The sequence below is a fragment of the Flavobacterium sp. WG21 genome, assembly GCF_000335775.1.
Lineage (GTDB): Bacteria > Bacteroidota > Bacteroidia > Flavobacteriales > Flavobacteriaceae > Flavobacterium > Flavobacterium tructae.
On record NZ_AMYW01000013.1, the window covers coordinates 43,613 to 69,495 of the forward strand.

The window sequence follows — 25,883 nt, forward strand, 5'->3', positions numbered from 1 at the left end:
AATTTTTAATAAATTTATAAATCCATAAATCTAATTTGAAACATTAGATTTATGGATTTTTTGAATAAATAGATTTGAATATGAACTTTACCGCCATAGATTTTGAAACCGCAACCAGTTATCATCCGTGTTCTGTTGGGATAGTAACTGTAGAAAACGGAATAATTGTAGACGAATTTGTTACTTTGATAAAACCACCAAACAATCAATACAATCCATTTACAATTCAGGTTCATGGGATATATCCACGAGATACTGTTAATGCAAAATCATTTAAACAAATCTATCCGGAAATAGAAAAGAGATTAAAAAATAGGGTTATTGTGGCACATAATGAAAGTTTTGATCGCAATGTACTAATGAAATCAATGGCGCTTTACGACCTAAATTATGACGATTTAAATATTGCTGCTAAATGGGAGTGCACGGTCAAAATTTATAAGGCAAAAGGCCTCAAACCTACTAAACTTAGCGACTGTTGCCGCGAGATGAAAATTCAGTTGAATCATCATGAGGCATTATCGGATGCACGTGCTTGCGCCAGATTGTATCTGCTAAAATAAAAAAAACACATAATTTGTAAGATTATTACTTCTTTTTTAATTAATTTAGGGCTTTGCAAATCATTACTATAAGCCTAAATATGAAAGAAGATTTTCTTCATTATCTCTGGAGATTCAAAAAGTTTGAAACTCTGGATCTTAGAACTACTCAGAATGAACCGCTCATCATTATTAAAACGGGTGATTATCTGGAGCTTTCCGGGCCGGATTTCTTCAATGCTCAAATTAAAATAGGAAATCAAAAATGGGCAGGTAATATCGAAATACATCTCAAGTCTTCAGATTGGTACGTACACGCTCACGAAAAAGATAGCGCCTATGACAATGTAATTCTACATGTGGTCTGGGAACACGATACAGAGATTTTTAGAAAGGATAATACAGAGATTCCTGTTCTGGTTTTAAAAGAGTATACTTCTAAAGAAATACTCACTAATTATAACGCTCTTATAGCACCCAAATCATGGATATTCTGCGAAAAAAACATCACTGAAATTGAGGAGTTTGTTTTTAAAAACTGGCAGGAAAGACTATTCTTCGAGCGTTTAGAGCGTAAAGCAATATTTATTTATGATTTACTGGAGGAATATCAGCAGGACTGGGAAGCGGTTTTGTTCTCATTATTTGCAAGGAATTTTGGATTGAATACCAATGGGAATTCTTTTCTGCAAATGGCAAAATCCCTTCCGTTTTCAATGGTTAGAAAGGAAAGCTTTGAAGTCGAAAATCTCGAGGCGTTGTTTTTCGGCACCATTGGGTTGTTAGACGCTGATAAAGAAGATGTGTATTTTACCGACTTAAAAATTAGGTATTATTATCTGTTGAACAAGTACCAGCTAAAAAAGTACCATATAGATCCAATTCAGTTTTATAAGCATCGTCCGGATAATTTTCCAACCATTCGGCTTTCACAACTTGCTAATTTATATCAAAAACAAAACCTGTTTTCAAAAATAATTGCTGCAAAATCAGTTGACGAAGTACGTAAACTGTTAATAGTATCGGCAAATCCATATTGGCAGAACCACTATCAGTTTGATAAAGAAAGTTCCAGGAAACCAAAGGTTTTATCACGCGCATTTATAGATTTACTCATTATAAATACGATTATTCCGCTGCAGTTTGCCTATGCGGCTACAAGAGATGAATCAATTGCTGAAGAGTTAATTTCTTTTATGAATCAGGTAGCACCAGAGAGCAATGCGATTATTAGTAAATTTGAGTTCTTTGGAGTAAAGGCTGAAAATGCTTTTGAAACTCAAGCGCTTTTAGAACTTAAAAAAGAATATTGCAATCAGAAAGCCTGTTTAAGATGCGCATTGGGCATTGAGCTGCTTAAGAATAATTAGAAAATTAGATAATGAGGTAATGTGATAATTTTTTATTTTAGGGAAATGTTCATTTCAAAAATATACAATCTGTAATTAGAAAACGAGACAATGTGATAATTTTGTATTTTTGTAGAAATTGACAAATCAAAAATCTACAATCAAAAATCAATAAAATGTCGGCTATTTTAAAACTTAAATTCTTTTTTGAAAAATATGGTTTTCACGTATCTTCAAGATTAGCTGATAAACTTGGAATGCGCGTGACAAGTGTGAGATTGTTTTTTATTTACATTTCATTTGTTACCGTCGGGCTTGGATTCGGAATTTACCTTACTCTGGCTTTTTGGATTCGTTTAAAAGATCTGATTCGCGCCAAACGAACTTCGGTATTTGATTTATAAAAAAAGCTCCAAATTTTATTTGGAGCTTTTTTAGTTTTTTATTCTTCGATTTCGTTATTGTTAAGTCTTGATCTCTTCTTACTGTATCCAAAATAAACCAGAATACCAACTGCCAGCCAACCAAGTGAAAGTAATTGAGCATCATGGCTTAAATTAATCATTAAATACGTGTTGATTGCAATACCTAGAACGGCAATAACTGGTAGCGCAGGAACCTTGAAAGTTCTCGTTAATCCAGGTTGTTTTACCCTTAAAATCCAAACTGCAATACAAACCATTGTAAAGGCAAACAAAGTTCCAAAACTGGTCATATCGGCTAATTTGTTGATTGGTGTAAAAGCAGCAACCGTTGCAATAATGCCACCTAAGATGATTAGATTCGTTTTCGGAGTTCCTGAAAGTGGATTTACTTTAGAGAATACAGCAGGAATTAATCCATCTTTCGACATACCAAGGAAAATTCTGGATTGCCCCATGATCATTACCATTAATACAGAAACAAGACCTATTGTTGCAGCAATTGTAATAATAAAACCAGCCCATCCTTGTCCGGCAATATCAAATGCATACGCAACAGGAGCTTTAATAGCATCAGGATATTTTCCTAGTGGATTAAAATCTTTATAGTTCATCATACCAGTTAGTACTAAAGAAACAAGTATGTATAAGGTAGTACAAATTAATAAGGAAGCAATGATCGCAAACGGAACATCTTTTTTAGGGTTTACCGCTTCTCCAGCCTGAGTCGAAACAGCATCGAAACCAACATAAGCAAAGAAAATAGCAGCAGCACCGGAAACAATTCCTCCAATACCGTAAGCATTGTGAGTAGTCTCTTTTTCAATAATTTGAGTAGCTGCCGGAATAAACGGACTCCAGTTTGCAGTATTGATAAAGAAAAGACCAGCGATAATTACAAATATTACAGCTGAAACTTTAAGGATAACAATGAAATTGTTTGCTTTTGCAGCACTTTTAGTTCCTTTAATAAGTAAAGAAATAACCAAAACAACAATTAAAAAAGCCGGAAGATTCATAGAAAAACCCTCTCCCGAGTAACTGGCAGGGTCTGTTGTGAGCCATTCGGGCAAATGGATGTGAAACATTTTAAGCAATTTGTTAAAATATCCGGACCAGGAAACGGCGACGGTCATCGATCCCATTGCATATTCGAGGATAAGTCCCCAACCGATAATCCAGGCAAAAATTTCTCCAATTGTTCCATATGCGTAGGCATAAGCAGAACCTTCAACAGGCAAAATAGAGGCAAACTCAGAATAACAAAGAGCTGCGAAAACACAGGCAATCCCTGCAATGATGAAGGAAACAGCTAAGGCCGGACCAGCGTGGTAATAGGCTCCGGTACCTGTAAGTACAAAAATTCCTCCTCCAATAATGGCACCAACACCAATGGCTGTAAGGCTCCATTTTCCTAAAACTCTTTTTAAATCACTTTTTTTCATATCGGCCTCAAAGGCTGATATAGGTTTAACTCTCCAAATTGACATATATTATATTGGTTTATTTGTTACTAAGCTCCAAATGTATCGTTTTTTGTAAAAAATAAAAACAATTATCTCATTTTTAGTTGTAAAATATTAAATATTTTGACAAAACCTCCGTTTATCAATCTTTCCGGGCTGAGATTCATTAAATTAATTAGTCATAAATAATGAAAAATGTAATTTTTTAAAACGCAATATTTTTGCTAATTTTCTTAATAAAGCTTTAAGATTTTCTTATTTTAGCAATTTACAGAATGAAAGAAAATTTTTAATAAAATGAAATTAAAGCGTTTTGAAGTTCTTTTGAAGTTTACACAAGAACAACGTAAAGGAGTTATTTTGCTCTTTATTATTATAGTTGTACTACAGGCGGTTTACTTTCTTGTTGATTTCGATATTTCGGAGAAGATTGTTCCTCAAGAAAAGCAGTGGTTGACTTTGCAATCCGAAATAGATTCTTTAAAACTTTTAAAATTTGGAGAGAAAAGAAAGGTCTATGCTTTTAATCCAAATTTCATCACCGATTACAAAGGGTACAAATTAGGAATGTCTGTTCAGGAGATCGATCGTCTGCTGGCTTTCCGAAAAGAGAACAAATATGTAAATTCAGCAAAAGAATTTCAGGAGGTCACAAAAATCTCAGATTCTTTACTCAGAGTGATTTCTCCGCTTTTTAAATTTCCGGACTGGGTTAAGAATAAATCAAGTCATAAGATGGAAAGAAATGAGTTCGTAAAAGAACCTGTTTATAAAAAAGAGAAAATTATAGTGCTGGATATTAATAATGCTACACAGGAAGATTTAGTTAAGATATATGGTATAGGGGAAGCTTTATCGTTAAGGATATTGAAGCAAAGAGAAGTTTTGGGAGGTTTTGTTTCGATGGAACAAATGAATGAGGTTTGGGGGCTTTCACCAGAGGTTGTAAAAGAATTGACGGCGCATTTTAAGGTGATAATTCCTTCCTCTTTAAAAAAAATCTCCATAAACGAAGCCTCTTTAAAAGAGTTGACAAAGTTTCCTTACTTCCGATATGCATTGGCCAAAGAAATTGTAACGTATCGAAGTATGAATGGAAATATTAATAATATTGAGGATTTGTCAAAAATTAAAGGTTTTCCTATTGAAAAAGCAAAAATAATTAGTTTATATTTGGAGTTCTAAAAAAAAACAGAATTACAATGGATTTTCAATATAATGAAACGCAGTTGATGATTGCGCAATCAATAAAAGATTTTGCTGAGAAAAATATCCGACCAAATATCATGGAATGGGATGAATCTCAAATTTTTCCAGTTTCCCTGTTCAAGCAATTGGGAGAAATGGGGTTTATGGGAGTTTTGGTTCCTGAAGAGTATGGTGGTTCCGGTTTAGGGTATCACGAATATATCACTGTTGTAGAAGAGATTGCAAAAGTAGATCCTTCAATTGGTTTATCTGTTGCGGCTCATAATTCATTATGCACCAATCATATTTTGACTTTCGGTAACGAAGAACAAAAGAAAAAATGGCTGCCAAAACTGGCAACGGCCGAACATATTGGAGCCTGGGGATTAACCGAGCACAATACCGGTTCAGATGCGGGAGGAATGAATACGACCGCAGTTAAAGAGGGAGATGAATGGATTATAAACGGAGCGAAGAACTTCATTACACATGCTATTTCCGGAGATATTGCGGTAGTAATTGTTCGTACCGGTGAAAAAGGAGATTCGAAAGGAATGACGGCTTTTGTTTTGGAGAAAGGAATGAAAGGATTTAGCTCAGGAAAGAAAGAAAATAAATTGGGAATGCGTGCCAGTGAAACTGCCGAGTTGGTTTTTGATGGCTGTCGTGTTCCGGATGCAAACAGATTGGGAGAAGTAGGACAAGGATTTGTTCAGGCGATGAAAATATTAGACGGGGGACGAATTTCAATCGGAGCTTTATCTTTGGGAATTTCAAAAGGAGCTTATGAAGCAGCTTTGAAATATTCAAAAGAGAGATACCAATTTGGTCAGCCTATCAGTAATTTTCAGGGTATATCTTTCAAATTAGCAGATATGGCTACCGAAATAGAAGCTTCGGAGTTGTTATTGCATAAGGCGGCCTATTTAAAACAACAACATAAGCCGGTGACAACATTAGGAGCTATGGCTAAAATGTATGCTTCCGAAGCTTGCGTGAAAATTGCCAACGAGGCGGTTCAGATTCATGGAGGTTACGGTTATACAAAAGATTTTCCGGTAGAGAAATTCTACAGAGATTCTAAATTGTGTACCATTGGAGAAGGAACAACCGAAATTCAAAAAGTAGTTATTTCCAGGAATTTGTTGAAAGAGTAAAGAAAATAGAGCAAAGAAAATAGAGCAAAGAATAAAGAGTAAAGAGTAAAGAGTAAAGAGTAAAGAGTAAAGAATGCAGGGTACATAGTATTGAAGTCTTTATTCTTTGCTCTATATTCTATTTTCTAAAAAAAAATAACAGGATGAAGAATGCAGGATATGCAGTATTGAAGTCTTTATTCTTTGCTCTTTATTCTATTCTCTAAAAAAAAATAACAGGATGAAGAATGCAGGATACTTAGTATTGAAGTCTTTATTCTTTGCTCTTTATTCTATTCTCTAAAAAAAATAACAGGATGAAGAATGCAGGATACTTAGTATTGAAGTCTTTATTCTTTGCTCTATATTCTATTTTCTGAAAAAAAAGCATAATTTATAACTCATAATTCATAATTAATACATACTTTTGCAGCCTTAACGAGAGGAGGTGTCAATATTATGTTAATTATACCAATTAAAGACGGAGAAAATATCGATAGAGCATTAAAGCGCTATAAAAGAAAATTTGATAAAACAGGAACTGTTCGTCAATTAAGAGCACGTACTGCTTTTATTAAGCCTTCTGTTATCAAAAGAGCTCAAATTCAAAAAGCGGCTTACATCCAAACATTGAGAGATAGTTTAGAGAGTTAGTAGTAGCTTTTTTTAAAATAATTACCGTTAGTTATCAAAAAGAATTAATTTTGATACTAACGGTTTTTTTTGTGTTTAATTTTAAGCTGAGTTGGTTTTCTTTTATTGGGTCAACAGATGTTGTAAGAATTGTGTTTTTATGAAATCAAATGTAGAGGCGTTTCGTGATTATCTGGAGTTGGAGAAGAAGTATTCGGTTCATACGGTTACGGCTTATTTGAATGATGTCTTTTCTTTTAAAGAATTTAATAGGGTTAATTTTGAGCAAGAGGGAATTGAGGGGGTGAATTATGGTCAAATTAGAAGTTGGATTGTTTCTTTAGTGGATGAGGGTGTTTCGAATGTTTCTGTTAATCGAAAAATGTCATCTTTGAAAGCATTTTATCGGTTTCTTTTGAAAACAAAGCAAATTGAAGTGAGTCCGATGTTAAAGCATAAAGCGTTGAAAACACCTAAGATTATTCAGATTCCTTTTTCTGAAAAAGAGCTGACTGATTTGTTGTTGGAGGTTGGTGATCCTTGTGGGTTCGAGGAGGTTCGTGACAGGCTTATTGTGGATTTGTTTTATGCGACGGGGATAAGAAGGGCTGAGTTGATTCATTTAATGAAACGTGATGTTGATTTGTCTTCTGGTTTGTTGAAGGTTTTAGGGAAGAGGAATAAAGAGCGTATTGTTCCGATATTGCCAATAATTGCGGGTCAGATGAAATTGTATTTGCAGGAAAGGGCTTTGGTTGAAAAGGTAGTGGATGAAGAATATTTTTTTATTTCAGGCAAAGGGTTAAAATTGAGTGAATCTTTTGTGTATCGATTAATAAATTCTTACTTTAGTAAAGTCTCTGAAAAGGTAAAAAAGAGTCCGCATGTGCTTCGGCATACTTTTGCGACTCATTTATTAAATAACGGAGCAGATTTAAATTCAGTTAAGGAATTATTGGGGCATTCGAGTTTAGCGTCTACACAGGTTTATACTCACAATAGTTTAGCGGAGCTTAAAAAAGTGTATGCAAATGCGCATCCTAGGAATAAACAATAGTTCTGAAATGTTTAACCCTAAAATTTGTATTATGAAGGTAGATGTTCATGCAGTTAACTTTACTGTTGACAGAAAATTGGTAGATTTTATTCAGGAGAGAATGGATAAATTGGAGAAATATTATGATCGTGTTGTTTCGGCGGATGTTTTTTTAAAGGTTGAAAGAACAAGTGATAAAGAGAATAAAGCAGTAGAGATTAAGATTAATGTACCGGGGGATGATTTTTTGGTTAAAAAGCAATGCAAGACATTCGAAGAGGCGGTTGAGCTTTCAGCAGAATCTTTGGAAAGATTACTTGTCAAAAGGAAAGAAAAAATAAGAGCACATATATAATTGAAATTTTTTTTAAAAAATGTTTTGATTCAAAGATAAAATAGCTACATTTGCAGTCCGTTAGAAATAGCGGACTTTTTTAATGCAATTGCCGATGTAGCTCAGCTGGCTAGAGCAGCTGATTTGTAATCAGCAGGTCGTGGGTTCGAGTCCCTCTATCGGCTCAAAAATATTTCAAATGCGATTTGAAATTAGTTCTTAAAAAATATTGAAAAAGGTTTGTGGTTAGCAGGGTGAAGTTTTTGGATTAAATCTAAAATCAGAATTCTGAAATCATAAATTATTAAGGGGAGATACTCAAGCGGCCAACGAGGGCAGACTGTAAATCTGCTGTGTGAACTTCGCAGGTTCGAATCCTGCTCTCCCCACAAATAAAGAAGTAGTTAAGGTTTTGGGCTATCGGTTTCGGATTTTTAAAATCTGAGATCTAAATCTAAAAGTCAGAACTCTCTGCCGACTTAGCTCAGGGGTAGAGTGCTTCCTTGGTAAGGAAGAGGTCACGGGTTCAATTCCCGTAGTTGGCTCAAGTAAGTAGGAAATTGAAAATTAATATATAACTAAGATTAAAAATTAAGTAAAATGGCAAAGGAGAATTTTAATCGTTCCAAACCGCACTTAAACATAGGTACAATTGGACACGTGGATCACGGAAAAACTACATTAACTGCAGCAATTACAAAAGTATTGTCTGATGCTGGTTACTGTCAAGCAAAATCGTTTGATCAAATCGATAACGCTCCAGAGGAGAAAGAAAGAGGTATTACTATTAATACATCACACGTAGAGTATGAAACAGCTAACCGTCACTACGCTCACGTTGACTGTCCAGGTCACGCGGATTACGTAAAGAACATGGTTACTGGAGCAGCTCAAATGGACGGAGCTATCTTAGTAGTTGCTGCTACAGATGGTCCAATGCCACAAACTCGTGAGCACATCCTTTTAGGTCGTCAGGTTGGTATTCCAAGAATCGTTGTTTTCATGAACAAAGTGGATATGGTTGATGATGCTGAGTTGTTAGAGCTTGTTGAGATGGAAATTAGAGATTTATTATCTTTCTACGAATATGATGGAGATAATGGTCCTGTAGTTCAAGGTTCTGCTTTAGGAGGATTGAATAATGATCCTGCTTGGGTACCAAAAATCATTGAATTAATGGATGCTGTTGATGCTTGGATCGAAGAGCCAGTGCGTGACGTAGCAAAACCATTCTTGATGCCGGTTGAAGACGTATTTACAATTACTGGTCGTGGAACTGTTGCTACAGGTCGTATCGAAACAGGTATTGCTAATACAGGAGATCCAGTTGAAATCATTGGTATGGGAGCTGATAAATTAACTTCTACTATTACAGGAGTTGAGATGTTCCGTAAAATCCTTGATAGAGGTGAAGCTGGAGATAACGTAGGTTTATTGTTAAGAGGTATTGATAAAGAATCTATCAAAAGAGGAATGGTTATCATTAAGCCAGGATCAGTAAAACCACACGCTACTTTCAAAGCAGAGGTTTATATCTTGAAAAAAGAAGAAGGTGGACGTCATACTCCATTCCACAATAACTACCGTCCACAGTTCTACGTACGTACAACTGACGTAACAGGAGTTATTACTTTACCAGAAGGAGTAGAGATGGTAATGCCAGGAGATAACTTGACTATCAATGTTGCTTTATTAAGCCCAATCGCTATGAGTGTTGGTTTACGTTTCGCTATCCGTGAAGGTGGTAGAACTGTAGGAGCAGGTCAGGTAACTGAAATCGTAGGATAATCCTATAAAAAATAAAAAAAAAGCCAGCTGATTTTCTTAATTGAAATCACTGGCTTTTAATTACGGGCGTAGTTCAAGGGTAGAATAGCGGTCTCCAAAACCGTTGATGGGGGTTCGAATCCCTCCGCCCGTGCAATAAAAAAATATATCAAATGACAAAAGTTACTAATTATTTATCAGAGGCTTTCGAAGAGTTAAAGTCAAATGTTACTTGGCCAGCTTGGGCTGAGGTTCAAAAATTGACAATTGTTGTAGCTGTATTTTCGATTCTGTTCGCTTTGGCAACATGGGGAGTAGACGAATTTTTTGCAAAAGCTTTGGCTGGATTTTTTAACTGGTTAAAAGGATAATTTTTTTGTGATGGCAGATAATAATGTGAAAAAATGGTATGTGGTTAGAGCTGTAAGCGGACAAGAAAACAAAGTCAAAGCTTACATCGAAACTGAGATTGCCAGATTAGGTATGGGCGATTATGTTTCCCAAGTTTTAGTACCTACAGAAAAAGTAGTTACTGTAAAAGAAGGAAAGAAAATGTCTAAGGATAAAGTTTATTTCCCTGGATATGTTATGATCGAAGCCAATTTAGTTGGTGAGATACCTCATATTATTAAGTCAATTACTAGTGTAATTGGGTTTTTAGGTGAGATCAAAGGCGGGGAGCCGGTTCCTTTGAGACTTTCTGAAGTAAATAGAATGTTAGGTAAAGTGGATGAGTTGGCTGTTAATACAGATACTCGTGCTATTCCTTTCAGCCTGGGTGAAACGGTAAAAGTGATCGATGGTCCTTTTAACGGCTTTAACGGTTCGGTTGAAAAAATCAATGAAGAAAAGCGTAAACTTGAAGTTATGGTTAAGATTTTCGGAAGAAAAACACCATTAGAATTGAGCTTTATGCAAGTTGAAAAAGTATAATTTTTTGTTACACTATAATAAACCATTGTAATCGCTTCCATTGATTACAGTGATAAATTTTTTAAAAATGGCTAAAGAAATTAGTAAGGTAGTTAAACTACAAGTTAAGGGAGGTGCTGCGAACCCGTCGCCACCGGTTGGACCTGCTTTAGGAGCTGCTGGGGTTAACATCATGGAGTTCTGTAAGCAATTTAATGCTAGAACTCAGGATAAACCTGGCAAAATTTGCCCAGTGCAAATCACTGTGTATAAAGACAAATCATTTGATTTTGTCGTTAAGACTCCTCCAGCAGCAGTTCAGTTAATGGAAGCTGCAAAGCTAAAATCTGGTTCTGGTGAGCCTAATCGTAAAAAAGTAGCTAGCGTTACTTGGGAACAAATTAGAACTATTGCTGAAGACAAAATGCCGGACTTAAACGCTTTCACAATTGAGAAAGCTATGAGTATGGTTGCTGGAACAGCTAGATCTATGGGTATAACTGTATCAGGAGATGCTCCTTTTTAATTAAGAAAAAGACATGGCAAAATTAACAAAAAAGCAAAAAGAGGCTGCTTCAAAAATTGAAAAGAACAAATTATACTCTCTAAAAGATGCTGCGGCATTATTGAAAGTTGTTGCTTCTGCAAAATTTGATGAGTCTGTTGATATCGCAGTTCGTTTGGGTGTAGATCCTAGAAAAGCGAATCAAATGGTAAGAGGTGTGGTTACATTACCTCACGGAACAGGTAAAGATGTTAAAGTATTAGCATTAGTTACTCCAGATAAAGAAGCGGAAGCTAAAGAAGCTGGTGCAGACTATGTTGGTCTTGATGACTATTTACAAAAAATTAAAGACGGTTGGACAGATGTTGATGTAATCATCACTATGCCAGCTGTTATGGGTAAATTAGGTCCATTAGGTCGTATTTTAGGACCTAGAGGTTTAATGCCAAACCCTAAAACAGGTACTGTAACTATGGATGTTGCAAAAGCTGTTGCAGAGGTTAAAGCTGGTAAAATTGACTTTAAAGTTGATAAAACTGGTATCGTTCACGCAGGAATTGGTAAAGTTTCTTTTGGAGCTGAGCAAATTGTTGACAACGCACACGAAATTATTCAAACATTAATAAAACTTAAACCAACTGCTGCTAAAGGTACCTACATTAAAGGTATTCACCTTACAAGCACTATGAGTCCTGCTATCGCATTAGACCCAAAAGCAGTATAATTGGTAGTTAAAAATTTTTAGTATGACTAGAGAAGAAAAATCAATCGCGATTGAAAATTTAACTGCGCAGTTAGCTGGTACAAATATCATTTATGTATCTGATATTTCTGGTTTAAACGCAGAGACAACTTCAAACTTACGTAGAGCTTGTTTTAAAGCTGGAATCAAATTAGAAGTTGTAAAGAACACTTTGCTTGCAAAAGCAATGGAAGCTTCTGCTAATGATTATGGTGATTTACCAACAGTTTTAACTGGTAACAGTGCTATATTTATTTCTGATGTAGCTAATGCTCCTGGAAAAATTATCAAAGATTTCCGTAAGAAATCTGATAAACCAGTTTTAAAAGGTGCTTTCATTAACAATGAAATTTACATTGGAGACAATCAATTAGATGCATTAGCAACTATTAAGTCTAAAGAAGAACTTCTTGGAGAACTTATTGGATTGTTACAATCACCAGCTCAAAGAATTATTTCTGCTTTACAAAACAAATTCGCAGGTAGCGAAGAAGAAACTGAAGCATAATAATTACCGCAGGGAGTTTATTCTCCTTGCTGCTTAAATAGCGCACAATAAACAAAATATAATTTTACAAATCATTTTAAACGATAGAAAAAATGGCAGATTTGAAACAATTCGCAGAACAATTAGTTAACCTAACAGTTAAAGAAGTTAACGAATTAGCAACAATATTAAAAGACGAGTATGGTATCGAGCCTGCTGCTGCAGCTGTAGTAGTTGCTGCTGGTGGTGGAGAAGGTGCTGCTGAAGAAGCACAAACTGAATTTACAGTTGTATTGAAAGAAGCTGGAGCTTCTAAATTAGCAGTTGTGAAATTAGTAAAAGAACTTACAGGTTTAGGTCTTAAAGAAGCTAAAGATGTAGTTGACGGTGCTCCAAGTAACGTTAAAGAAGGTGTTTCTAAAGAAGAGGCTGAAGGTCTTAAAAAATCATTAGAAGAAGCTGGAGCTGTAGTTGAGCTTAAATAATTTAACTCAGTTTTAAGAACTAGGTTTAGGTCCTGAGTTAACACTCAAAGGCCTAAACCATTTTTCGTATAATAAAATACATTAAATTTTATTATCAAATAGTTTAAAATACGGAAGAGTTTTTGATCAATACGAAGAAAAAAAATGGAACCTGGTTTGTCCGGTTTATTTTTAAAGATGTATTGATTCTAAAAAGAAAGTATAAACTAAACAATGTGTTTTACACAAAAAACTACTTTTTTTTAATCAAAATTTTGTTCATTGATGATAACAAATCAGACTGAAAGATTGAATTTTGCCTCTACAAAAAATATTCCTGACTATCCGGATTTTCTAGATGTTCAGGTTAAATCTTTTAAAGATTTTTTTCAATTAGAAACTAAATCTGACGAAAGAGGCAACGAAGGTCTATACAACACCTTCATGGAAAACTTTCCAATTACAGATACAAGAAACAACTTTGTATTGGAGTTCCTGGATTATTTTGTAGACCCACCACGTTATACAATTCAAGAATGTATAGAGAGAGGACTTACCTATAGTGTGCCTTTAAAAGCCAGGTTAAAACTATACTGTACAGACCCAGAACACGAAGATTTTGAAACTATTGTACAAGATGTTTATCTTGGAACAATTCCTTACATGACACCAAGTGGTACCTTTGTAATTAATGGTGCCGAGCGTGTAGTAGTATCTCAGCTACACCGTTCTCCTGGGGTTTTCTTTGGACAATCATTCCACGCAAATGGAACAAAATTATATTCTGCCAGAGTAATTCCTTTTAAAGGATCCTGGATAGAATTTTCTACAGATATTAACAGCGTTATGTACGCGTATATCGATAGAAAGAAAAAATTACCGGTAACCACTTTATTCCGTGCTATTGGTTTCGAAAGAGATAAGGACATCCTTGAAATTTTCGACTTAGCTGAAGAAATTAAAGTTTCTAAAACAGGTATCAAAAAGTATATTGGAAGAAGACTTGCTGCACGTGTATTGAACACTTGGCACGAGGATTTCGTGGATGAAGATACCGGAGAGGTAGTTTCTATCGAACGTAACGAAATCATCCTTGATCGTGATACGATTATCGACAAAGATAATGTGGAAGAGATCATCGATTCTAACGTTAAATCTATTTTGTTACACAAAGAGGATAATAACCAAGCTGATTATGCTATTATCCACAACACGTTACAAAAAGATCCAACAAACTCTGAAAAAGAAGCTGTTGAGCACATCTACAGACAATTGCGTAATGCAGAACCGCCTGATGAAGAAACTGCTCGTGGTATTATTGATAAATTGTTCTTCTCTGATCAACGTTATAACTTAGGTGAAGTTGGTCGTTACAGAATGAACAAAAAGTTAGATTTAGATATCCCTATGGACAAGCAAGTGCTTACCAAAGAAGATATCATTACAATCGTGAAATATTTGATCGAATTGATCAACTCAAAAGCTGAGATTGATGATATTGATCACTTATCAAACCGTCGTGTTAGAACAGTTGGAGAACAATTGTCTCAGCAATTCGGTGTTGGTTTAGCACGTATGGCGAGAACTATTCGTGAGAGAATGAACGTTAGAGATAACGAGGTGTTTACACCAATTGATTTGATCAATGCTAAAACATTATCATCAGTTATCAACTCTTTCTTTGGTACAAACCAGTTGTCTCAATTTATGGATCAAACGAATCCATTAGCTGAGATTACACACAAGAGAAGACTTTCTGCACTTGGACCAGGTGGACTTTCGAGAGAAAGAGCTGGTTTCGAGGTTCGTGACGTTCACTATACACACTATGGTCGTTTATGTCCGATTGAAACTCCTGAGGGACCAAACATTGGTTTGATTTCATCTCTTGGGGTTTATGCAAAAGTAAACGGAATGGGATTCATCGAAACTCCATACCGTAAAGTAACTAATGGTGTAGTTGATTTAGAAAGCACTCCAATTTACTTAAGCGCTGAAGAAGAAGAAGGAAAAATGATTGCTCAGGCAAACATTGAAATGGACGAGACTGGTAAAATTACGGCAACTAATGTTATTGCTCGTGAGGAAGGTGACTTCCCGGTTGTTGAACCTTCAGTTGTACATTATACAGACGTTGCACCTAACCAGATTGCTTCGATTTCGGCTTCGTTAATTCCTTTCTTGGAACATGATGATGCGAACCGTGCGTTGATGGGATCAAACATGATGCGTCAGGCGGTTCCTTTGATCCGCCCGGAAGCACCAATCGTTGGTACAGGTTTAGAGCGTCAGGTAGCTTCAGATTCCAGAGTATTAATTAATGCTGAAGGAGATGGAACTGTAGAATATGTTGATGCAAATATCATTACTATCAAATACGACCGTACTGAAGATGAAAGAATGGTTAGTTTTGATGCTGATGAGAAAACATACAACTTAATTAAATTTAGAAAAACCAATCAGGGAACAAGTATCAACCTGAAACCAATCGTAAGAAAAGGTGACAGAGTGGTTCTTGGACAAGTATTATCAGAAGGATATGCTACTCAAAATGGTGAATTAGCTTTAGGTAGAAACTTAAAAGTTGCGTTCATGCCATGGAAAGGGTATAACTTTGAGGATGCGATTGTAATTTCTGAAAAAGTAGTTCGTGATGATATTTTTACCTCTATCCACGTTGATGATTATTCATTAGAGGTTAGAGATACTAAGTTAGGAAACGAAGAGTTAACAAACGATATTCCTAACGTTTCTGAAGAAGCTACTAAAGATTTAGATGAAAACGGTATGATCAGAATTGGAGCAGAGGTTAAGCCTGGCGACATTTTGATTGGAAAAATTACACCAAAAGGAGAATCAGATCCTACTCCGGAAGAGAAATTGCTTCGTGCAATCTTCGGGGATAAAGCAGGTGATGTAAAAGATGCTTCATTGAAAGCTTCACCATCTTTACACGGTGTAGTTCTTGACAAAAAATTATTTGCAAGAGCCGTTAAAGATAAACGTAAACGTACTCAGGATAAAGATGCTTTAGGCGCTTTAGAAATGGAGTTCGAAACTAAGTTTGTTGAATTAAAAGACAGATTAGTAGAGAAATTATTCCTGATCGTTAACGGAAAAACATCTCAGGGTGTAATGAACGATTTGGGTGAGGAAGTTTTACCAAAAGGTAAAAAATATACTCAAAAAATGCTTTACGCAGTAGAGGATTTTGCTCACTTAAGCAAAGGTCAATGGGTTGCTGATGACGCTACAAATAAAATGGTTAATGATTTAATTCATAACTATAAAATTAAGCTGAACGACTTACAAGGATCTTTAAGAAGAGAGAAATTCACTATTACAGTTGGAGATGAATTGCCATCTGGAATCTTGAAATTGGCTAAAATCTATATCGCTAAAAAACGTAAGTTAAAAGTAGGTGATAAAATGGCGGGACGTCACGGTAACAAAGGTATTGTTGCAAGAATCGTTCGTCATGAGGATATGCCATTCTTAGAGGATGGAACACCAGTAGATATCGTATTGAATCCACTTGGGGTACCTTCTCGTATGAACATTGGTCAGATTTATGAGACTGTTCTTGGATGGGCCGGGATGAACTTGGGTAGAAAATTTGCTACTCCAATTTTTGACGGTGCTTCTTTAGATCAAATCAATGCTTTGACTGATGAGGCTAACGTACCACGTTTCGGACATACTTACCTTTATGATGGTGGTACTGGAGAGCGTTTTGCACAAAAAGCGACTGTGGGTGTAATTTACATGCTTAAATTAGGACACATGGTTGATGATAAGATGCACGCACGTTCTATCGGACCATACTCATTGATTACGCAACAGCCACTTGGAGGTAAAGCTCAATTTGGAGGTCAGCGTTTCGGAGAGATGGAGGTTTGGGCACTTGAGGCTTATGGAGCTTCTAGTACACTACGTGAAATCTTAACTGTTAAGTCTGATGACGTTATTGGTAGAGCTAAAACTTACGAGGCTATCGTTAAGGGTGAAACTATGCCAGAACCAGGTTTACCAGAATCATTCAATGTATTAATGCACGAATTGAAAGGTCTAGGTTTAGATCTTCGTTTGGAAGAATAATAAATGTTTTCAGTTACAGTCTCAGTATTCAGTTTAACACTGAATTCTGGGACTTTAGCTGTTTACTAAATGTTAGAAGTTTTTAAAGATTTATACCCGTAACCCGTTCCGATTTTTTATAGTAATGCTAGGCATTCTATAACTAGCGCTTCAAATTAAATTTTGAAGTTTAGAGAAGTAACCCGAGGTAGTGTTTTAAGTCGAAAGTTTAAAAGTCCAAAGTCTAAGGTCAGCAATGACTCTAAAACTGTATGACATTTGACTTTAGACTAGACTAAGAATCAATTTTTTTAATTGCAAAATAAATCAATAGTAAAAACTATGATGAATAACAGAAACAATAAAGACAAAAATCCAGTAAAAAGATTTAACAAAATTTCTATTGGATTGGCTTCACCAGAATCTATCCTGAAAGAATCAAGAGGAGAGGTTTTAAAGCCGGAAACAATTAACTACAGAACTCACAAACCAGAGCGTGACGGACTTTTCTGCGAAAGAATCTTCGGACCAGTAAAAGATTTCGAATGTGCTTGTGGTAAGTATAAAAGAATTCGTTACAAAGGTATTATTTGCGACCGTTGTGGTGTTGAAGTTACAGAGAAAAAAGTACGTCGTGACAGAGTAGGACACATCAACCTTGTTGTGCCAATTGCTCACATCTGGTATTTCCGTTCTCTTCCAAACAAAATTGGTTATATCCTTGGTCTTCCATCTAAAAAGTTAGATATGATCATTTACTACGAAAGATACGTAGTAATTCAAGCGGGTATTGCTAAAAATGCAGATGGAGAATCTTTACAAAGATTAGATTTCTTAACTGAAGAAGAATACTTAAACATTTTAGATACTCTTCCGCAAGAGAATCAATATTTAGATGATTTAGATCCAAACAAATTCGTTGCTAAAATGGGAGCGGAATGTATTATGGATTTATTAGCTCGTATCGATCTGGATGCTTTATCTTATGAATTAAGACACAGCGCTAACAACGAGACTTCTAAACAAAGAAAAACTGAAGCTTTAAAAAGATTACAAGTTGTGGAGTCTTTCCGTGAGTCTAACGAAAACCGCGAAAACCGTCCGGAATGGATGATCATGAAAGTGGTTCCAGTTATTCCGCCGGAATTACGTCCGCTTGTGCCACTTGACGGAGGTCGTTTTGCAACTTCAGATTTGAACGATTTATATCGTCGTGTAATCATCCGTAACAACCGTTTGAAGAGATTAATGGAGATTAAAGCTCCTGAAGTGATCTTGAGAAACGAGAAACGTATGTTACAGGAATCTGTAGATTCATTATTCGATAATACTCGTAAAGCTTCTGCTGTTAAAACAGAATCAAACAGACCATTAAAATCATTATCTGACTCTTTAAAAGGTAAACAAGGACGTTTCCGCCAAAACCTTTTAGGAAAACGTGTGGATTATTCTGCTCGTTCGGTAATCGTCGTTGGTCCGGAGTTAAAATTATACGAATGCGGATTGCCAAAAGATATGGCTTCTGAATTATACAAACCTTTCGTTATCCGTAAATTGATCGAAAGAGGTATTGTTAAGACAGTAAAATCTGCTAAGAAAATAATCGACAAAAAAGAGCCGGTAGTTTGGGATATCCTTGAAAACGTAATTAAAGGACACCCGGTATTACTAAACCGTGCTCCTACTTTGCACAGATTAGGTATTCAGGCATTCCAGCCAAAATTAATTGAAGGAAAAGCGATCCAGTTACACCCATTAGTATGTACAGCGTTTAACGCGGATTTTGATGGTGACCAGATGGCGGTTCACTTACCATTAGGACCAGAGGCTATTTTAGAGGCACAATTATTAATGTTGGCTTCTCACAATATCTTGAATCCTGCAAATGGTGCTCCAATTACTGTACCTTCTCAGGACATGGTCTTGGGTCTATACTATATGACCAAAGAGCGTATTTCTACGGAAGATCACAAAATTATTGGTCAGGATTTGACTTTCTATTCTGCTGAAGAAGTAAACATTGCATTAAACGAAGGAAGATTAGAATTGAATGCTCGTGTGAAAATTAGAGCTAAAGATTTTAATGACGCCGGAGAATTAGTGTACCAAATTATTCAAACAACTGCAGGACGTGTATTATTTAACGAAGTAGTACCTGAAGCAGCCGGATATATCAACGACGTATTGACTAAGAAAAACCTTAGAGATATTATCGGACACATTTTAAGTGTGACTGATGTACCTACAACGGCAGCTTTCTTGGATAATATGAAAGATATGGGTTATAAATTCGCATTTAGAGGAGGTTTATCATTCTCTTTAGGTGATATTAGAATCCCGGAACAAAAAACGAAGTTAATTGCAGATGCCAGAGAGCAAGTTGAAGGTATCTCAACTAACTATAACATGGGTCTTATCACCAATAACGAGCGTTACAACCAGGTTATTGACGTATGGACTTCTGCGAATGCTCAGTTAACAGAATTAGCAATGAAAAATATTAGAGAAGACCAGCAAGGTTTCAACTCTGTATATATGATGCTTGACTCTGGTGCGAGGGGTTCTAAGGAGCAGATTCGTCAGTTAACAGGTATGCGTGGTTTGATGGCTAAGCCTAAAAAATCTACTGCCGGTGGTGGTGAGATTATTGAAAACCCGATTCTTTCTAACTTTAAGGAAGGTCTTTCGATCCTTGAGTACTTCATTTCTACTCACGGTGCTCGTAAAGGTCTTGCGGATACCGCTCTTAAAACGGCGGATGCTGGTTACTTAACAAGAAGGCTTCATGACGTTTCTCAGGATGTTATTGTTAACATCGAGGATTGTGGAACTTTAAGAGGTGTTGAAGTTTCTGCATTGAAGAAAAATGAGGAAATCGTTGAATCATTAGGAGAAAGAATTTTAGGACGTGTTGCATTGCAAGATGTTATTAATCCTTTAACTAATGAAGTATTAGTTCAATCAGGTCACCAAATTACGGAGGCTATTATGAAGACTATCGAAGCTTCTCCTATTGAAAGAGTAGAAGTTAGATCTCCATTAACTTGTGAAGCTTTAAAAGGTATTTGTGCTAAATGTTACGGTAGAAACTTAGCTACCGGAAAAATGACACAAAGAGGTGAAGCTGTCGGAGTTATTGCAGCTCAGTCTATTGGAGAGCCAGGTACACAGTTAACACTTCGTACGTTCCACGTTGGAGGGGTTGCAGGAGGTATCTCTGAAGAGTCTAGTATTGTTACAAGATTCGCGGGTAGACTTGAGATTGAAGATTTAAAAACTGTTAAAGGTGAGGACAGTGAAGGTAATGCGGTAGATATCGTAGTATCACGTTCAACTGAGTTAAAATTAGTTGATGAGAAAACTGGAATCGTTTTAAATACACATAATATTCCTTACGGTTCTAGTATCTTTGTTAAAGATGGTGAAGCTGTAGCTAAAGGAACTGTAATCTGTAAGTGGGATCCATATAACGGTGTAATTGTTTCTGAATTTACTGGTAAAATTGCTTACGAAGATTTAGAGCAAGGACAATCGTACATGGTTGAAATTGATGAGCAAACCGGATTTCAGGAGAAAGTAATTTCTGAGGCGAGAAACAAAAAATTAATCCCAACTTTATTGGTTTACGGTAAAGAAGGTGAATTGATTCGTTCGTACAACTTACCGGTAGGTGCACACTTAATGGTTGAGAATGGTGAGAAAATTAAAGCAGGTAAAGTATTAGTGAAAATCCCTCGTCGTTCTTCTAAAGCGGGCGATATTACAGGAGGTCTTCCAAGAATTACCGAGTTGCTTGAGGCTCGTAACCCTTCAAACCCGGCAGTTGTTTCTGAGATCGACGGTGTTGTTTCTTTCGGTAAAATCAAAAGAGGTAACCGTGAGATCGTTATCGAATCTAAATTTGGTGAGATTAAAAAGTATTTAGTTAAACTTTCAAGCCAGATCTTAGTTCAGGAAAATGACTTCGTAAGAGCAGGAGTACCATTGTCTGACGGTGCAATTACACCAGATGACATCTTAAGAATTCAAGGACCGGCTGCTGTTCAACAGTACTTGGTAAATGAAATTCAAGAGGTATACCGTCTTCAAGGGGTAAAAATTAATGACAAACACTTTGAGGTAGTTATTCGTCAAATGATGCGTAAAGTAAGAGTTCAGGATCCGGGTGATACTTTATTCTTAGAGGATCAATTAATTCATACTAAAGATTTCATCGTTCAAAATGATAAATTATACGGTATGAAAGTAGTTGAAGATGCTGGTGATTCTGCGGTATTGAAACCAGGTCAGATCATTACTCCTCGTGAATTACGTGATGAAAACTCATTGTTGAAACGAAATGATAAAAATCTGGTTGTAGCCAGAGATGTAATTACTGCAACTGCAACGCCAGTTTTACAAGGTATTACAAGAGCTTCGCTACAAACTAAATCATTCATTTCTGCGGCTTCATTCCAGGAGACAACGAAAGTACTTAACGAAGCTGCTGTAGCTGGTAAAGTAGATGATTTAGAAGGATTGAAAGAAAATGTAATTGTTGGACACAGAATTCCTGCGGGAACTGGTATGAGAGAATACGATAACACTATCGTAGGATCTAAAGACGATTACAATGAAATGATGGCTAATAAAGAAGAATACATTTATTAATATTAGGAACCTATGAGTAATCCGAACCAACAACAAGAACAGATTAATATCGAGTTAGATGAAACTATTGCAGAAGGAATTTATTCTAATCTGGCGATTATCAATCACTCATCATCAGAATTTGTTTTAGATTTTGTGAGTATTATGCCTGGTATTCCTAAAGCCAAAGTAAAGTCAAGAATTGTCTTGACACCACAACATGCTAAAAGATTATTAAAAGCAATTGGTGAAAATATTCATCGTTTTGAAGTCGCTCATGGCGAAATCAAAGAGACAGAACAAGCTCCAATACCGCTTAATTTTGGTCCTGCGGGACAAGCATAAACTTTAAAAGCCCCAGTAATGGGGCTTTTTTTATAAGTAGGGTGAAAATCTGTGATAGTTTTTAAAGTTACACAATGAAGATTTATATCATTTTTGCAAACGTTGGTAAGTTTGTTTTGAAGTAAGTATGAAATGCTGTTCAACGGATTTATTTTTACTTTCGTCGACAAAATTTCTTGATTTAAATGAATTGTGTTAGCTTGCGACTGCTTATATAAAAAGAGATTAATTTTTGAAGTATAAAAACTAATTAAGGTTGGATTAATTCAAAATTAAAAAAAAGCGCTAATTGTAAAAAATTAAGCGCTTTTTTTATAGCTGAAACTTTGAAATTTCTTAGTCAAATTCCGAAGTGAAGAACAGTTTCACACTTGGGTATTTGCTTTGTGTCATTTGTATCGTGAAGTCAGAATCGGCAAGGAATACCAACTGACCGTATTTATCATGTGCAAGGAATTTTTGTTTAATACGCTTAAATTCTTTGAATTCATCATTTTTAGCATCATCAGGTTTTACCCAGCAAGCTTTGTGAACCGGAAAGTTTTCATAAGTGCATTTTGCACCATATTCGTGCTCTAAACGATACTGAATTACCTCGTATTGAAGCGCTCCAACAGTACCAATTACTTTACGGTTGTTCATTTCTAAGGTAAACAACTGCGCCACACCTTCATCCATTAACTGGTCCACACCTTTGTCTAATTGCTTAGCTTTCATCGGATCGGCATTGTTAATGTATCGGAAATGTTCAGGAGAGAAACTTGGAATTCCTTTGAAACTCATTATTTCACCTTCCGTTAAGGTATCCCCAATTTTGAAATTTCCAGTATCGTGTAGTCCAACAATATCTCCCGGATAAGAAATATCTACAATTTCTTTTTTCTCTGCAAAGAAGGCATTCGGACTCGAGAATTTTAAATTTTTCTTTTGACGAACGTGGTAATAAGGTTTGTTTCTTTCAAAAGTTCCTGAAACAATTTTAATAAAAGCCAAACGGTCTCTGTGCTTAGGATCCATATTCGCGTGAATTTTGAACACAAAACCGGACATTTTTTCTTCTTTCGGGTCAACCAAACGGGTTTCAGAATCTTTTGGTCTTGGTGACGGAGCAATGGTAACGAAACAATCTAACAATTCACGAACTCCAAAATTGTTCAATGCTGAACCAAAAAAGACAGGTTGCAGTTTACCATCTAGATAATCCTGACGATCAAATTTTGGATACACTTCGTCAATCAGTTCTAATTCTTCACGAAGTTTTTCAGCAGCTTTTTGACCCACAATTTTATCTAATTCCGGATTGTTCTGAACATCAGAGAAAGCGATTGTTTCTTCGATATTTTTACGACTGTCTCCGCTGAAAAGATTGATGTTTTCTTCCCAAAGATTGTAGATTCCCTGAAAATCGTAACCCATACCAATTGGAAAACTTAAAGGCGTAACCGTAAGTCCAAGCTTTTGTTCTACTTCGTCCATCAAATCAAAAGCATCTTTTCCCTCACGGTCTAATTTGTTGATGAAAACAATCATAGGAATGTTACGCATTCTACAAACTGCGACTAACTTCTCCGTTTGTTCCTCGACCCCTTTAGCAACGTCAATTACAACAATAACACTATCTACAGCAGTTAAAGTTCTAAAAGTATCTTCAGCAAAATCCTTGTGTCCCGGAGTATCAAGAATATTGATTTTTTTGTCTTTATAATTAAAAGCAAGTACAGAGGTTGAAACCGAAATACCTCTTTGGCGTTCGATTTCCATGAAATCACTCGTTGCTCCTTTTTTAATTTTATTGTTTTTTACAGCTCCCGCTTCCTGAATAGCCCCTCCAAACAACAATAATTTTTCAGTTAAAGTTGTTTTTCCGGCATCAGGATGCGATATAATTCCAAATGTTCTTCTGCGTTGTATTTCTTTTAAAAAGCTCATATTTCGTATAAATAGGTTGCAAAAGTACTATTAATTACGGCTTAATAAAAATATTCACTTCTTAAATTGGGAAGACTTGCGTTTATTGAAGTTATGTAGTTAAAAAAAATAAGGCTGTTTTTATAGAACAGCCTTAGAATTACAAGTTTTTAAATTATTGATTAATAGACCAAATGGAATATCCTTTTGGAGGGCATTGTATTTTTACCCATTTATCCGCTTGAGTAGTAGGATACCAGGTCGAATTTCCGGTAAAATCTTTAATTTGAGTGTTGGCCCAATTCGTCTGAATCCATCTTTCCTGCCAGGTATCAGAGTTGTTAATGTAAACAACCAATCCGGGATTTCCGTTGTAACCGTTTCTTCTGGCGATATACTCGTCATTGTCGGCGTATAAAATAGAAGTGGTTCCGGTCGCTTTATTGTTGTGTATCCAGATCAGATTGTTTAGTTTGTTCTTGTCCAGCCATTCTTCATAATCTCTGTAGAAAATGGTAGGATAGCCTTCATGGGTCAGGATGTAAGAATAAGCAAGTAATTTACTCCAGATTTCATCAGTATCATGATTGGTTACGAAGGTTACGGCTTTGTACGGATTTCTTTTCCACATCATGTCATCATTCAAAAGCGCCAAATTATTTCCGTCAAAAGCATCATTCATTTTATAGTAACAAGCGAAATCGAATACTGAGCTGTTGGCATTGTTTGCCCAGTCGTTCAGAGTATTTACATTAGAATCCCATAATTCACCAACAGAAAACCCACCTACATTTGCATTCCATGAGTTTACCACCCAAGCACCAAAACCTTTTACATAATCGAATCTCCAGCCGTCAAATTTCATGGTATTTTTATAATATTTTCCCACTCCGTCAGCTCTCAGCCATAGCCAATCTTGTACATGTGGGTTGGCGTGGCATAAATCAGGAAAACCGCCAAATGCGCCTTCATCATTGTTACCATAGCTGTTTTTGTAAAAATCGTTATAATTACGAGTGAATTTTCCCGAAGCAACTCCGCTAAAATTAGTCCAGGTGTTTGTTCCGGTAAAAGGATTTGCTTCCGACTGTCCACCGCTATTGTGATTGATCACAATGTCTGCGTATACTTTTAAATTCTCGGCATGTGCGTTAGTAATTAAGTTAACCAGTTCGGTTTTTGAACCAAAACGGGTTTCGACAGAGCCATTTTGGTTGTAATCTCCAAAATCAAAATAATCTGTAGGGTCATATCCCATAGAGAAGGCGCCGTTTTGTGCTTTAGAAGCAGGAGGAAGCCATATCGAACCAATCCCTGCGTTAGACCAGGCAGTTACTTTACTGCTCACCGTATTCCACCAGGTCCCTCCCGAAGGAACATCCCAGTAAAAGGCCTGCATCATAACACCGCCTCCGGGATTGTCTACGTATTTTCCGGTTGATGTTGAATTAGAAGTTCCGGTACTAAAGGGTCTTCCGTCATGATGCGTAACATTAATAATTTCGAATTGTTCGCTCTGAGCTTTAGAATCCTTCTCAGTGGTTTCATTTTGCGAACACGAACCAAAAAATGCAGTAATTGCTGCAATCAGGTAAAGTTGTAGAATTGGTTTTTTCATGATTTTCGGTTTGGTTTAAAAAGTTAATAAAGTTTGTAATTACAGCTTTAAGAGGTAAAAAGAGTTGTTATTCGTAATTTATCCCTCTTTAAATTATCAATTACATATCTAAAGTATGTGTTTTTTGATTTCATTTGATTTTACGGGAAATTAGTTATCCAACGAAAACGTTGTAGTATGGATAACTTTTTTTATAGTAGGGGAGTTTAATAGCTTGGAATGTAATAGAGTATAGCTGTACAACCCATTTTTTCAGAGTTTAAAGATGATTTTCGCTGGTTTTTCGAAACCATTGAACGAGACTTAGAAGTTAGTTCCTTTGA

At 36.0% G+C, this 25,883-nt stretch carries 21 protein-coding genes and 4 tRNA genes; 22 read left to right on the top strand and 3 right to left on the bottom strand.

Annotation, left to right across the window (positions count from 1 at the left end; genetic code table 11):
- Positions 1 to 80: 80 nt before the first annotated feature.
- The 3 genes from C245_RS0111325 to C245_RS0111335 all read left to right on the top strand — a co-directional run bounded on the left by C245_RS0111325 (position 81) and on the right by C245_RS0111335 (position 2,295).
- A complete protein-coding gene (locus C245_RS0111325; RefSeq protein ID WP_017496714.1) occupies positions 81 to 563 on the top strand; it encodes a 3'-5' exonuclease in 483 nt (160 codons plus the stop codon).
- An 80-nt stretch (positions 564 to 643) separates the two neighbouring features.
- Entirely contained in the window at positions 644 to 1,912 is a 1,269-nt protein-coding gene (locus C245_RS0111330; RefSeq protein WP_017496715.1) for a DUF2851 family protein, read from the top strand.
- A gap of 155 nt (positions 1,913 to 2,067) precedes the next feature.
- A complete protein-coding gene (locus C245_RS0111335; protein ID WP_017496716.1) occupies positions 2,068 to 2,295 on the top strand; it encodes a PspC family transcriptional regulator in 228 nt (75 codons plus the stop codon).
- 38 nt (positions 2,296 to 2,333) lie between these two features.
- Here the strand turns inward: C245_RS0111335 and C245_RS0111340 are convergent, their stop codons facing one another.
- Complete coding sequence (locus C245_RS0111340) at positions 2,334 to 3,803, bottom strand: APC family permease (RefSeq protein ID WP_017496717.1); 1,470 nt, start codon at positions 3,801 to 3,803, stop codon at positions 2,334 to 2,336.
- 273 nt (positions 3,804 to 4,076) lie between these two features.
- Here C245_RS0111340 and C245_RS0111345 point away from each other — a divergent pair, with 273 nt between their 5' ends.
- The 19 genes from C245_RS0111345 to C245_RS0111440 all read left to right on the top strand — a co-directional run bounded on the left by C245_RS0111345 (position 4,077) and on the right by C245_RS0111440 (position 22,034).
- The gene (locus C245_RS0111345) at positions 4,077 to 4,964 is read left to right on the top strand and encodes a helix-hairpin-helix domain-containing protein (RefSeq protein ID WP_017496718.1); all 888 of its coding nucleotides are present in this window, start codon (positions 4,077 to 4,079) and stop codon (positions 4,962 to 4,964) included.
- A gap of 17 nt (positions 4,965 to 4,981) precedes the next feature.
- Positions 4,982 to 6,124, top strand: a complete 1,143-nt coding sequence (locus tag C245_RS0111350) for an acyl-CoA dehydrogenase family protein (RefSeq protein WP_017496719.1) — start codon at positions 4,982 to 4,984, stop codon at positions 6,122 to 6,124.
- Between the two features lie 438 nt (positions 6,125 to 6,562).
- Complete coding sequence (gene rpsU / locus C245_RS0111355; RefSeq protein ID WP_017496720.1) at positions 6,563 to 6,757, top strand: 30S ribosomal protein S21; 195 nt, start codon at positions 6,563 to 6,565, stop codon at positions 6,755 to 6,757.
- 139 nt (positions 6,758 to 6,896) lie between these two features.
- Positions 6,897 to 7,793 (top strand): tyrosine-type recombinase/integrase, encoded by an 897-nt coding sequence (locus C245_RS0111360; RefSeq protein ID WP_017496721.1) that lies wholly within the window; start codon positions 6,897 to 6,899, stop codon positions 7,791 to 7,793.
- 31 nt (positions 7,794 to 7,824) lie between these two features.
- Positions 7,825 to 8,127, top strand: coding sequence for a ribosome hibernation-promoting factor, HPF/YfiA family (hpf, locus tag C245_RS0111365; RefSeq protein ID WP_017496722.1), 303 nt, complete (start codon positions 7,825 to 7,827; stop codon positions 8,125 to 8,127).
- A gap of 90 nt (positions 8,128 to 8,217) precedes the next feature.
- Positions 8,218 to 8,291 (top strand) — tRNA-Thr (locus C245_RS0111370).
- Positions 8,292 to 8,414: 123 nt separating this feature from the next.
- A tRNA-Tyr gene (locus C245_RS0111375) sits at positions 8,415 to 8,495 on the top strand.
- 84 nt (positions 8,496 to 8,579) lie between these two features.
- A tRNA-Thr gene (locus C245_RS0111380) sits at positions 8,580 to 8,651 on the top strand.
- Between the two features lie 55 nt (positions 8,652 to 8,706).
- The gene (tuf, locus tag C245_RS0111385) at positions 8,707 to 9,894 is read left to right on the top strand and encodes an elongation factor Tu (RefSeq protein WP_017496723.1); all 1,188 of its coding nucleotides are present in this window, start codon (positions 8,707 to 8,709) and stop codon (positions 9,892 to 9,894) included.
- 62 nt (positions 9,895 to 9,956) lie between these two features.
- Positions 9,957 to 10,027 (top strand) — tRNA-Trp (locus C245_RS0111390).
- 19 nt (positions 10,028 to 10,046) lie between these two features.
- Positions 10,047 to 10,244 carry a preprotein translocase subunit SecE gene (gene secE / locus C245_RS0111395; RefSeq protein ID WP_008466927.1) on the top strand — a complete coding sequence of 66 codons (198 nt, stop codon included), beginning with the start codon at positions 10,047 to 10,049 and terminating at the stop codon, positions 10,242 to 10,244.
- A gap of 10 nt (positions 10,245 to 10,254) precedes the next feature.
- A complete protein-coding gene (gene nusG, locus C245_RS0111400; protein WP_017496724.1) occupies positions 10,255 to 10,806 on the top strand; it encodes a transcription termination/antitermination protein NusG in 552 nt (183 codons plus the stop codon).
- Between the two features lie 67 nt (positions 10,807 to 10,873).
- A complete protein-coding gene (rplK, locus tag C245_RS0111405) occupies positions 10,874 to 11,311 on the top strand; it encodes a 50S ribosomal protein L11 (protein ID WP_008466923.1) in 438 nt (145 codons plus the stop codon).
- A 13-nt stretch (positions 11,312 to 11,324) separates the two neighbouring features.
- Positions 11,325 to 12,014 (top strand): 50S ribosomal protein L1, encoded by a 690-nt coding sequence (gene rplA, locus C245_RS0111410; protein WP_017496725.1) that lies wholly within the window; start codon positions 11,325 to 11,327, stop codon positions 12,012 to 12,014.
- A 22-nt stretch (positions 12,015 to 12,036) separates the two neighbouring features.
- A complete protein-coding gene (gene rplJ / locus C245_RS0111415; RefSeq protein ID WP_017496726.1) occupies positions 12,037 to 12,540 on the top strand; it encodes a 50S ribosomal protein L10 in 504 nt (167 codons plus the stop codon).
- 92 nt (positions 12,541 to 12,632) lie between these two features.
- On the top strand, positions 12,633 to 13,004 hold the full coding sequence (gene rplL, locus C245_RS0111420) for a 50S ribosomal protein L7/L12 (RefSeq protein WP_007807437.1): 372 nt from the start codon (positions 12,633 to 12,635) through the stop codon (positions 13,002 to 13,004).
- 264 nt (positions 13,005 to 13,268) lie between these two features.
- Entirely contained in the window at positions 13,269 to 17,081 is a 3,813-nt protein-coding gene (rpoB, locus tag C245_RS0111430) for a DNA-directed RNA polymerase subunit beta (RefSeq protein ID WP_017496728.1), read from the top strand.
- Positions 17,082 to 17,402: 321 nt separating this feature from the next.
- Positions 17,403 to 21,710: a DNA-directed RNA polymerase subunit beta' gene (rpoC, locus tag C245_RS0111435; protein ID WP_026110014.1), complete on the top strand. Its 4,308-nt coding sequence runs from the start codon at positions 17,403 to 17,405 to the stop codon at positions 21,708 to 21,710.
- Positions 21,711 to 21,722: 12 nt separating this feature from the next.
- Positions 21,723 to 22,034 carry a DUF3467 domain-containing protein gene (locus C245_RS0111440; RefSeq protein WP_017496730.1) on the top strand — a complete coding sequence of 104 codons (312 nt, stop codon included), beginning with the start codon at positions 21,723 to 21,725 and terminating at the stop codon, positions 22,032 to 22,034.
- Between the two features lie 336 nt (positions 22,035 to 22,370).
- Here the strand turns inward: C245_RS0111440 and C245_RS0111445 are convergent, their stop codons facing one another.
- Together C245_RS0111445 and C245_RS0111450 are read right to left on the bottom strand one after the other, a co-directional pair.
- On the bottom strand, positions 22,371 to 23,963 hold the full coding sequence (locus C245_RS0111445; protein WP_017496731.1) for a peptide chain release factor 3: 1,593 nt from the start codon (positions 23,961 to 23,963) through the stop codon (positions 22,371 to 22,373).
- Between the two features lie 154 nt (positions 23,964 to 24,117).
- Positions 24,118 to 25,560, bottom strand: coding sequence for an alpha-amylase (locus C245_RS0111450; RefSeq protein WP_017496732.1), 1,443 nt, complete (start codon positions 25,558 to 25,560; stop codon positions 24,118 to 24,120).
- Positions 25,561 to 25,883: the final 323 nt, after the last annotated feature.

What these genes read in the sequence shown, in the direction of transcription:
- C245_RS0111325 (WP_017496714.1), top strand. Translation starts at nt 81, where the DNA reads ATGAACTTTACCGCCATAGATTTTGAAACCGCAACCAGTTATCATCCG.
- C245_RS0111330 (WP_017496715.1), top strand. Translation starts at nt 644, where the DNA reads ATGAAAGAAGATTTTCTTCATTATCTCTGGAGATTCAAAAAGTTTGAA.
- C245_RS0111335 (WP_017496716.1), top strand. Translation starts at nt 2,068, where the DNA reads ATGTCGGCTATTTTAAAACTTAAATTCTTTTTTGAAAAATATGGTTTT.
- C245_RS0111340 (WP_017496717.1), bottom strand. Translation starts at nt 3,803, where the DNA reads ATGTCAATTTGGAGAGTTAAACCTATATCAGCCTTTGAGGCCGATATG.
- C245_RS0111345 (WP_017496718.1), top strand. Translation starts at nt 4,077, where the DNA reads ATGAAATTAAAGCGTTTTGAAGTTCTTTTGAAGTTTACACAAGAACAA.
- C245_RS0111350 (WP_017496719.1), top strand. Translation starts at nt 4,982, where the DNA reads ATGGATTTTCAATATAATGAAACGCAGTTGATGATTGCGCAATCAATA.
- rpsU (WP_017496720.1), top strand. Translation starts at nt 6,563, where the DNA reads ATGTTAATTATACCAATTAAAGACGGAGAAAATATCGATAGAGCATTA.
- C245_RS0111360 (WP_017496721.1), top strand. Translation starts at nt 6,897, where the DNA reads ATGAAATCAAATGTAGAGGCGTTTCGTGATTATCTGGAGTTGGAGAAG.
- hpf (WP_017496722.1), top strand. Translation starts at nt 7,825, where the DNA reads ATGAAGGTAGATGTTCATGCAGTTAACTTTACTGTTGACAGAAAATTG.
- tuf (WP_017496723.1), top strand. Translation starts at nt 8,707, where the DNA reads ATGGCAAAGGAGAATTTTAATCGTTCCAAACCGCACTTAAACATAGGT.
- secE (WP_008466927.1), top strand. Translation starts at nt 10,047, where the DNA reads ATGACAAAAGTTACTAATTATTTATCAGAGGCTTTCGAAGAGTTAAAG.
- nusG (WP_017496724.1), top strand. Translation starts at nt 10,255, where the DNA reads ATGGCAGATAATAATGTGAAAAAATGGTATGTGGTTAGAGCTGTAAGC.
- rplK (WP_008466923.1), top strand. Translation starts at nt 10,874, where the DNA reads ATGGCTAAAGAAATTAGTAAGGTAGTTAAACTACAAGTTAAGGGAGGT.
- rplA (WP_017496725.1), top strand. Translation starts at nt 11,325, where the DNA reads ATGGCAAAATTAACAAAAAAGCAAAAAGAGGCTGCTTCAAAAATTGAA.
- rplJ (WP_017496726.1), top strand. Translation starts at nt 12,037, where the DNA reads ATGACTAGAGAAGAAAAATCAATCGCGATTGAAAATTTAACTGCGCAG.
- rplL (WP_007807437.1), top strand. Translation starts at nt 12,633, where the DNA reads ATGGCAGATTTGAAACAATTCGCAGAACAATTAGTTAACCTAACAGTT.
- rpoB (WP_017496728.1), top strand. Translation starts at nt 13,269, where the DNA reads ATGATAACAAATCAGACTGAAAGATTGAATTTTGCCTCTACAAAAAAT.
- rpoC (WP_026110014.1), top strand. Translation starts at nt 17,403, where the DNA reads ATGATGAATAACAGAAACAATAAAGACAAAAATCCAGTAAAAAGATTT.
- C245_RS0111440 (WP_017496730.1), top strand. Translation starts at nt 21,723, where the DNA reads ATGAGTAATCCGAACCAACAACAAGAACAGATTAATATCGAGTTAGAT.
- C245_RS0111445 (WP_017496731.1), bottom strand. Translation starts at nt 23,963, where the DNA reads ATGAGCTTTTTAAAAGAAATACAACGCAGAAGAACATTTGGAATTATA.
- C245_RS0111450 (WP_017496732.1), bottom strand. Translation starts at nt 25,560, where the DNA reads ATGAAAAAACCAATTCTACAACTTTACCTGATTGCAGCAATTACTGCA.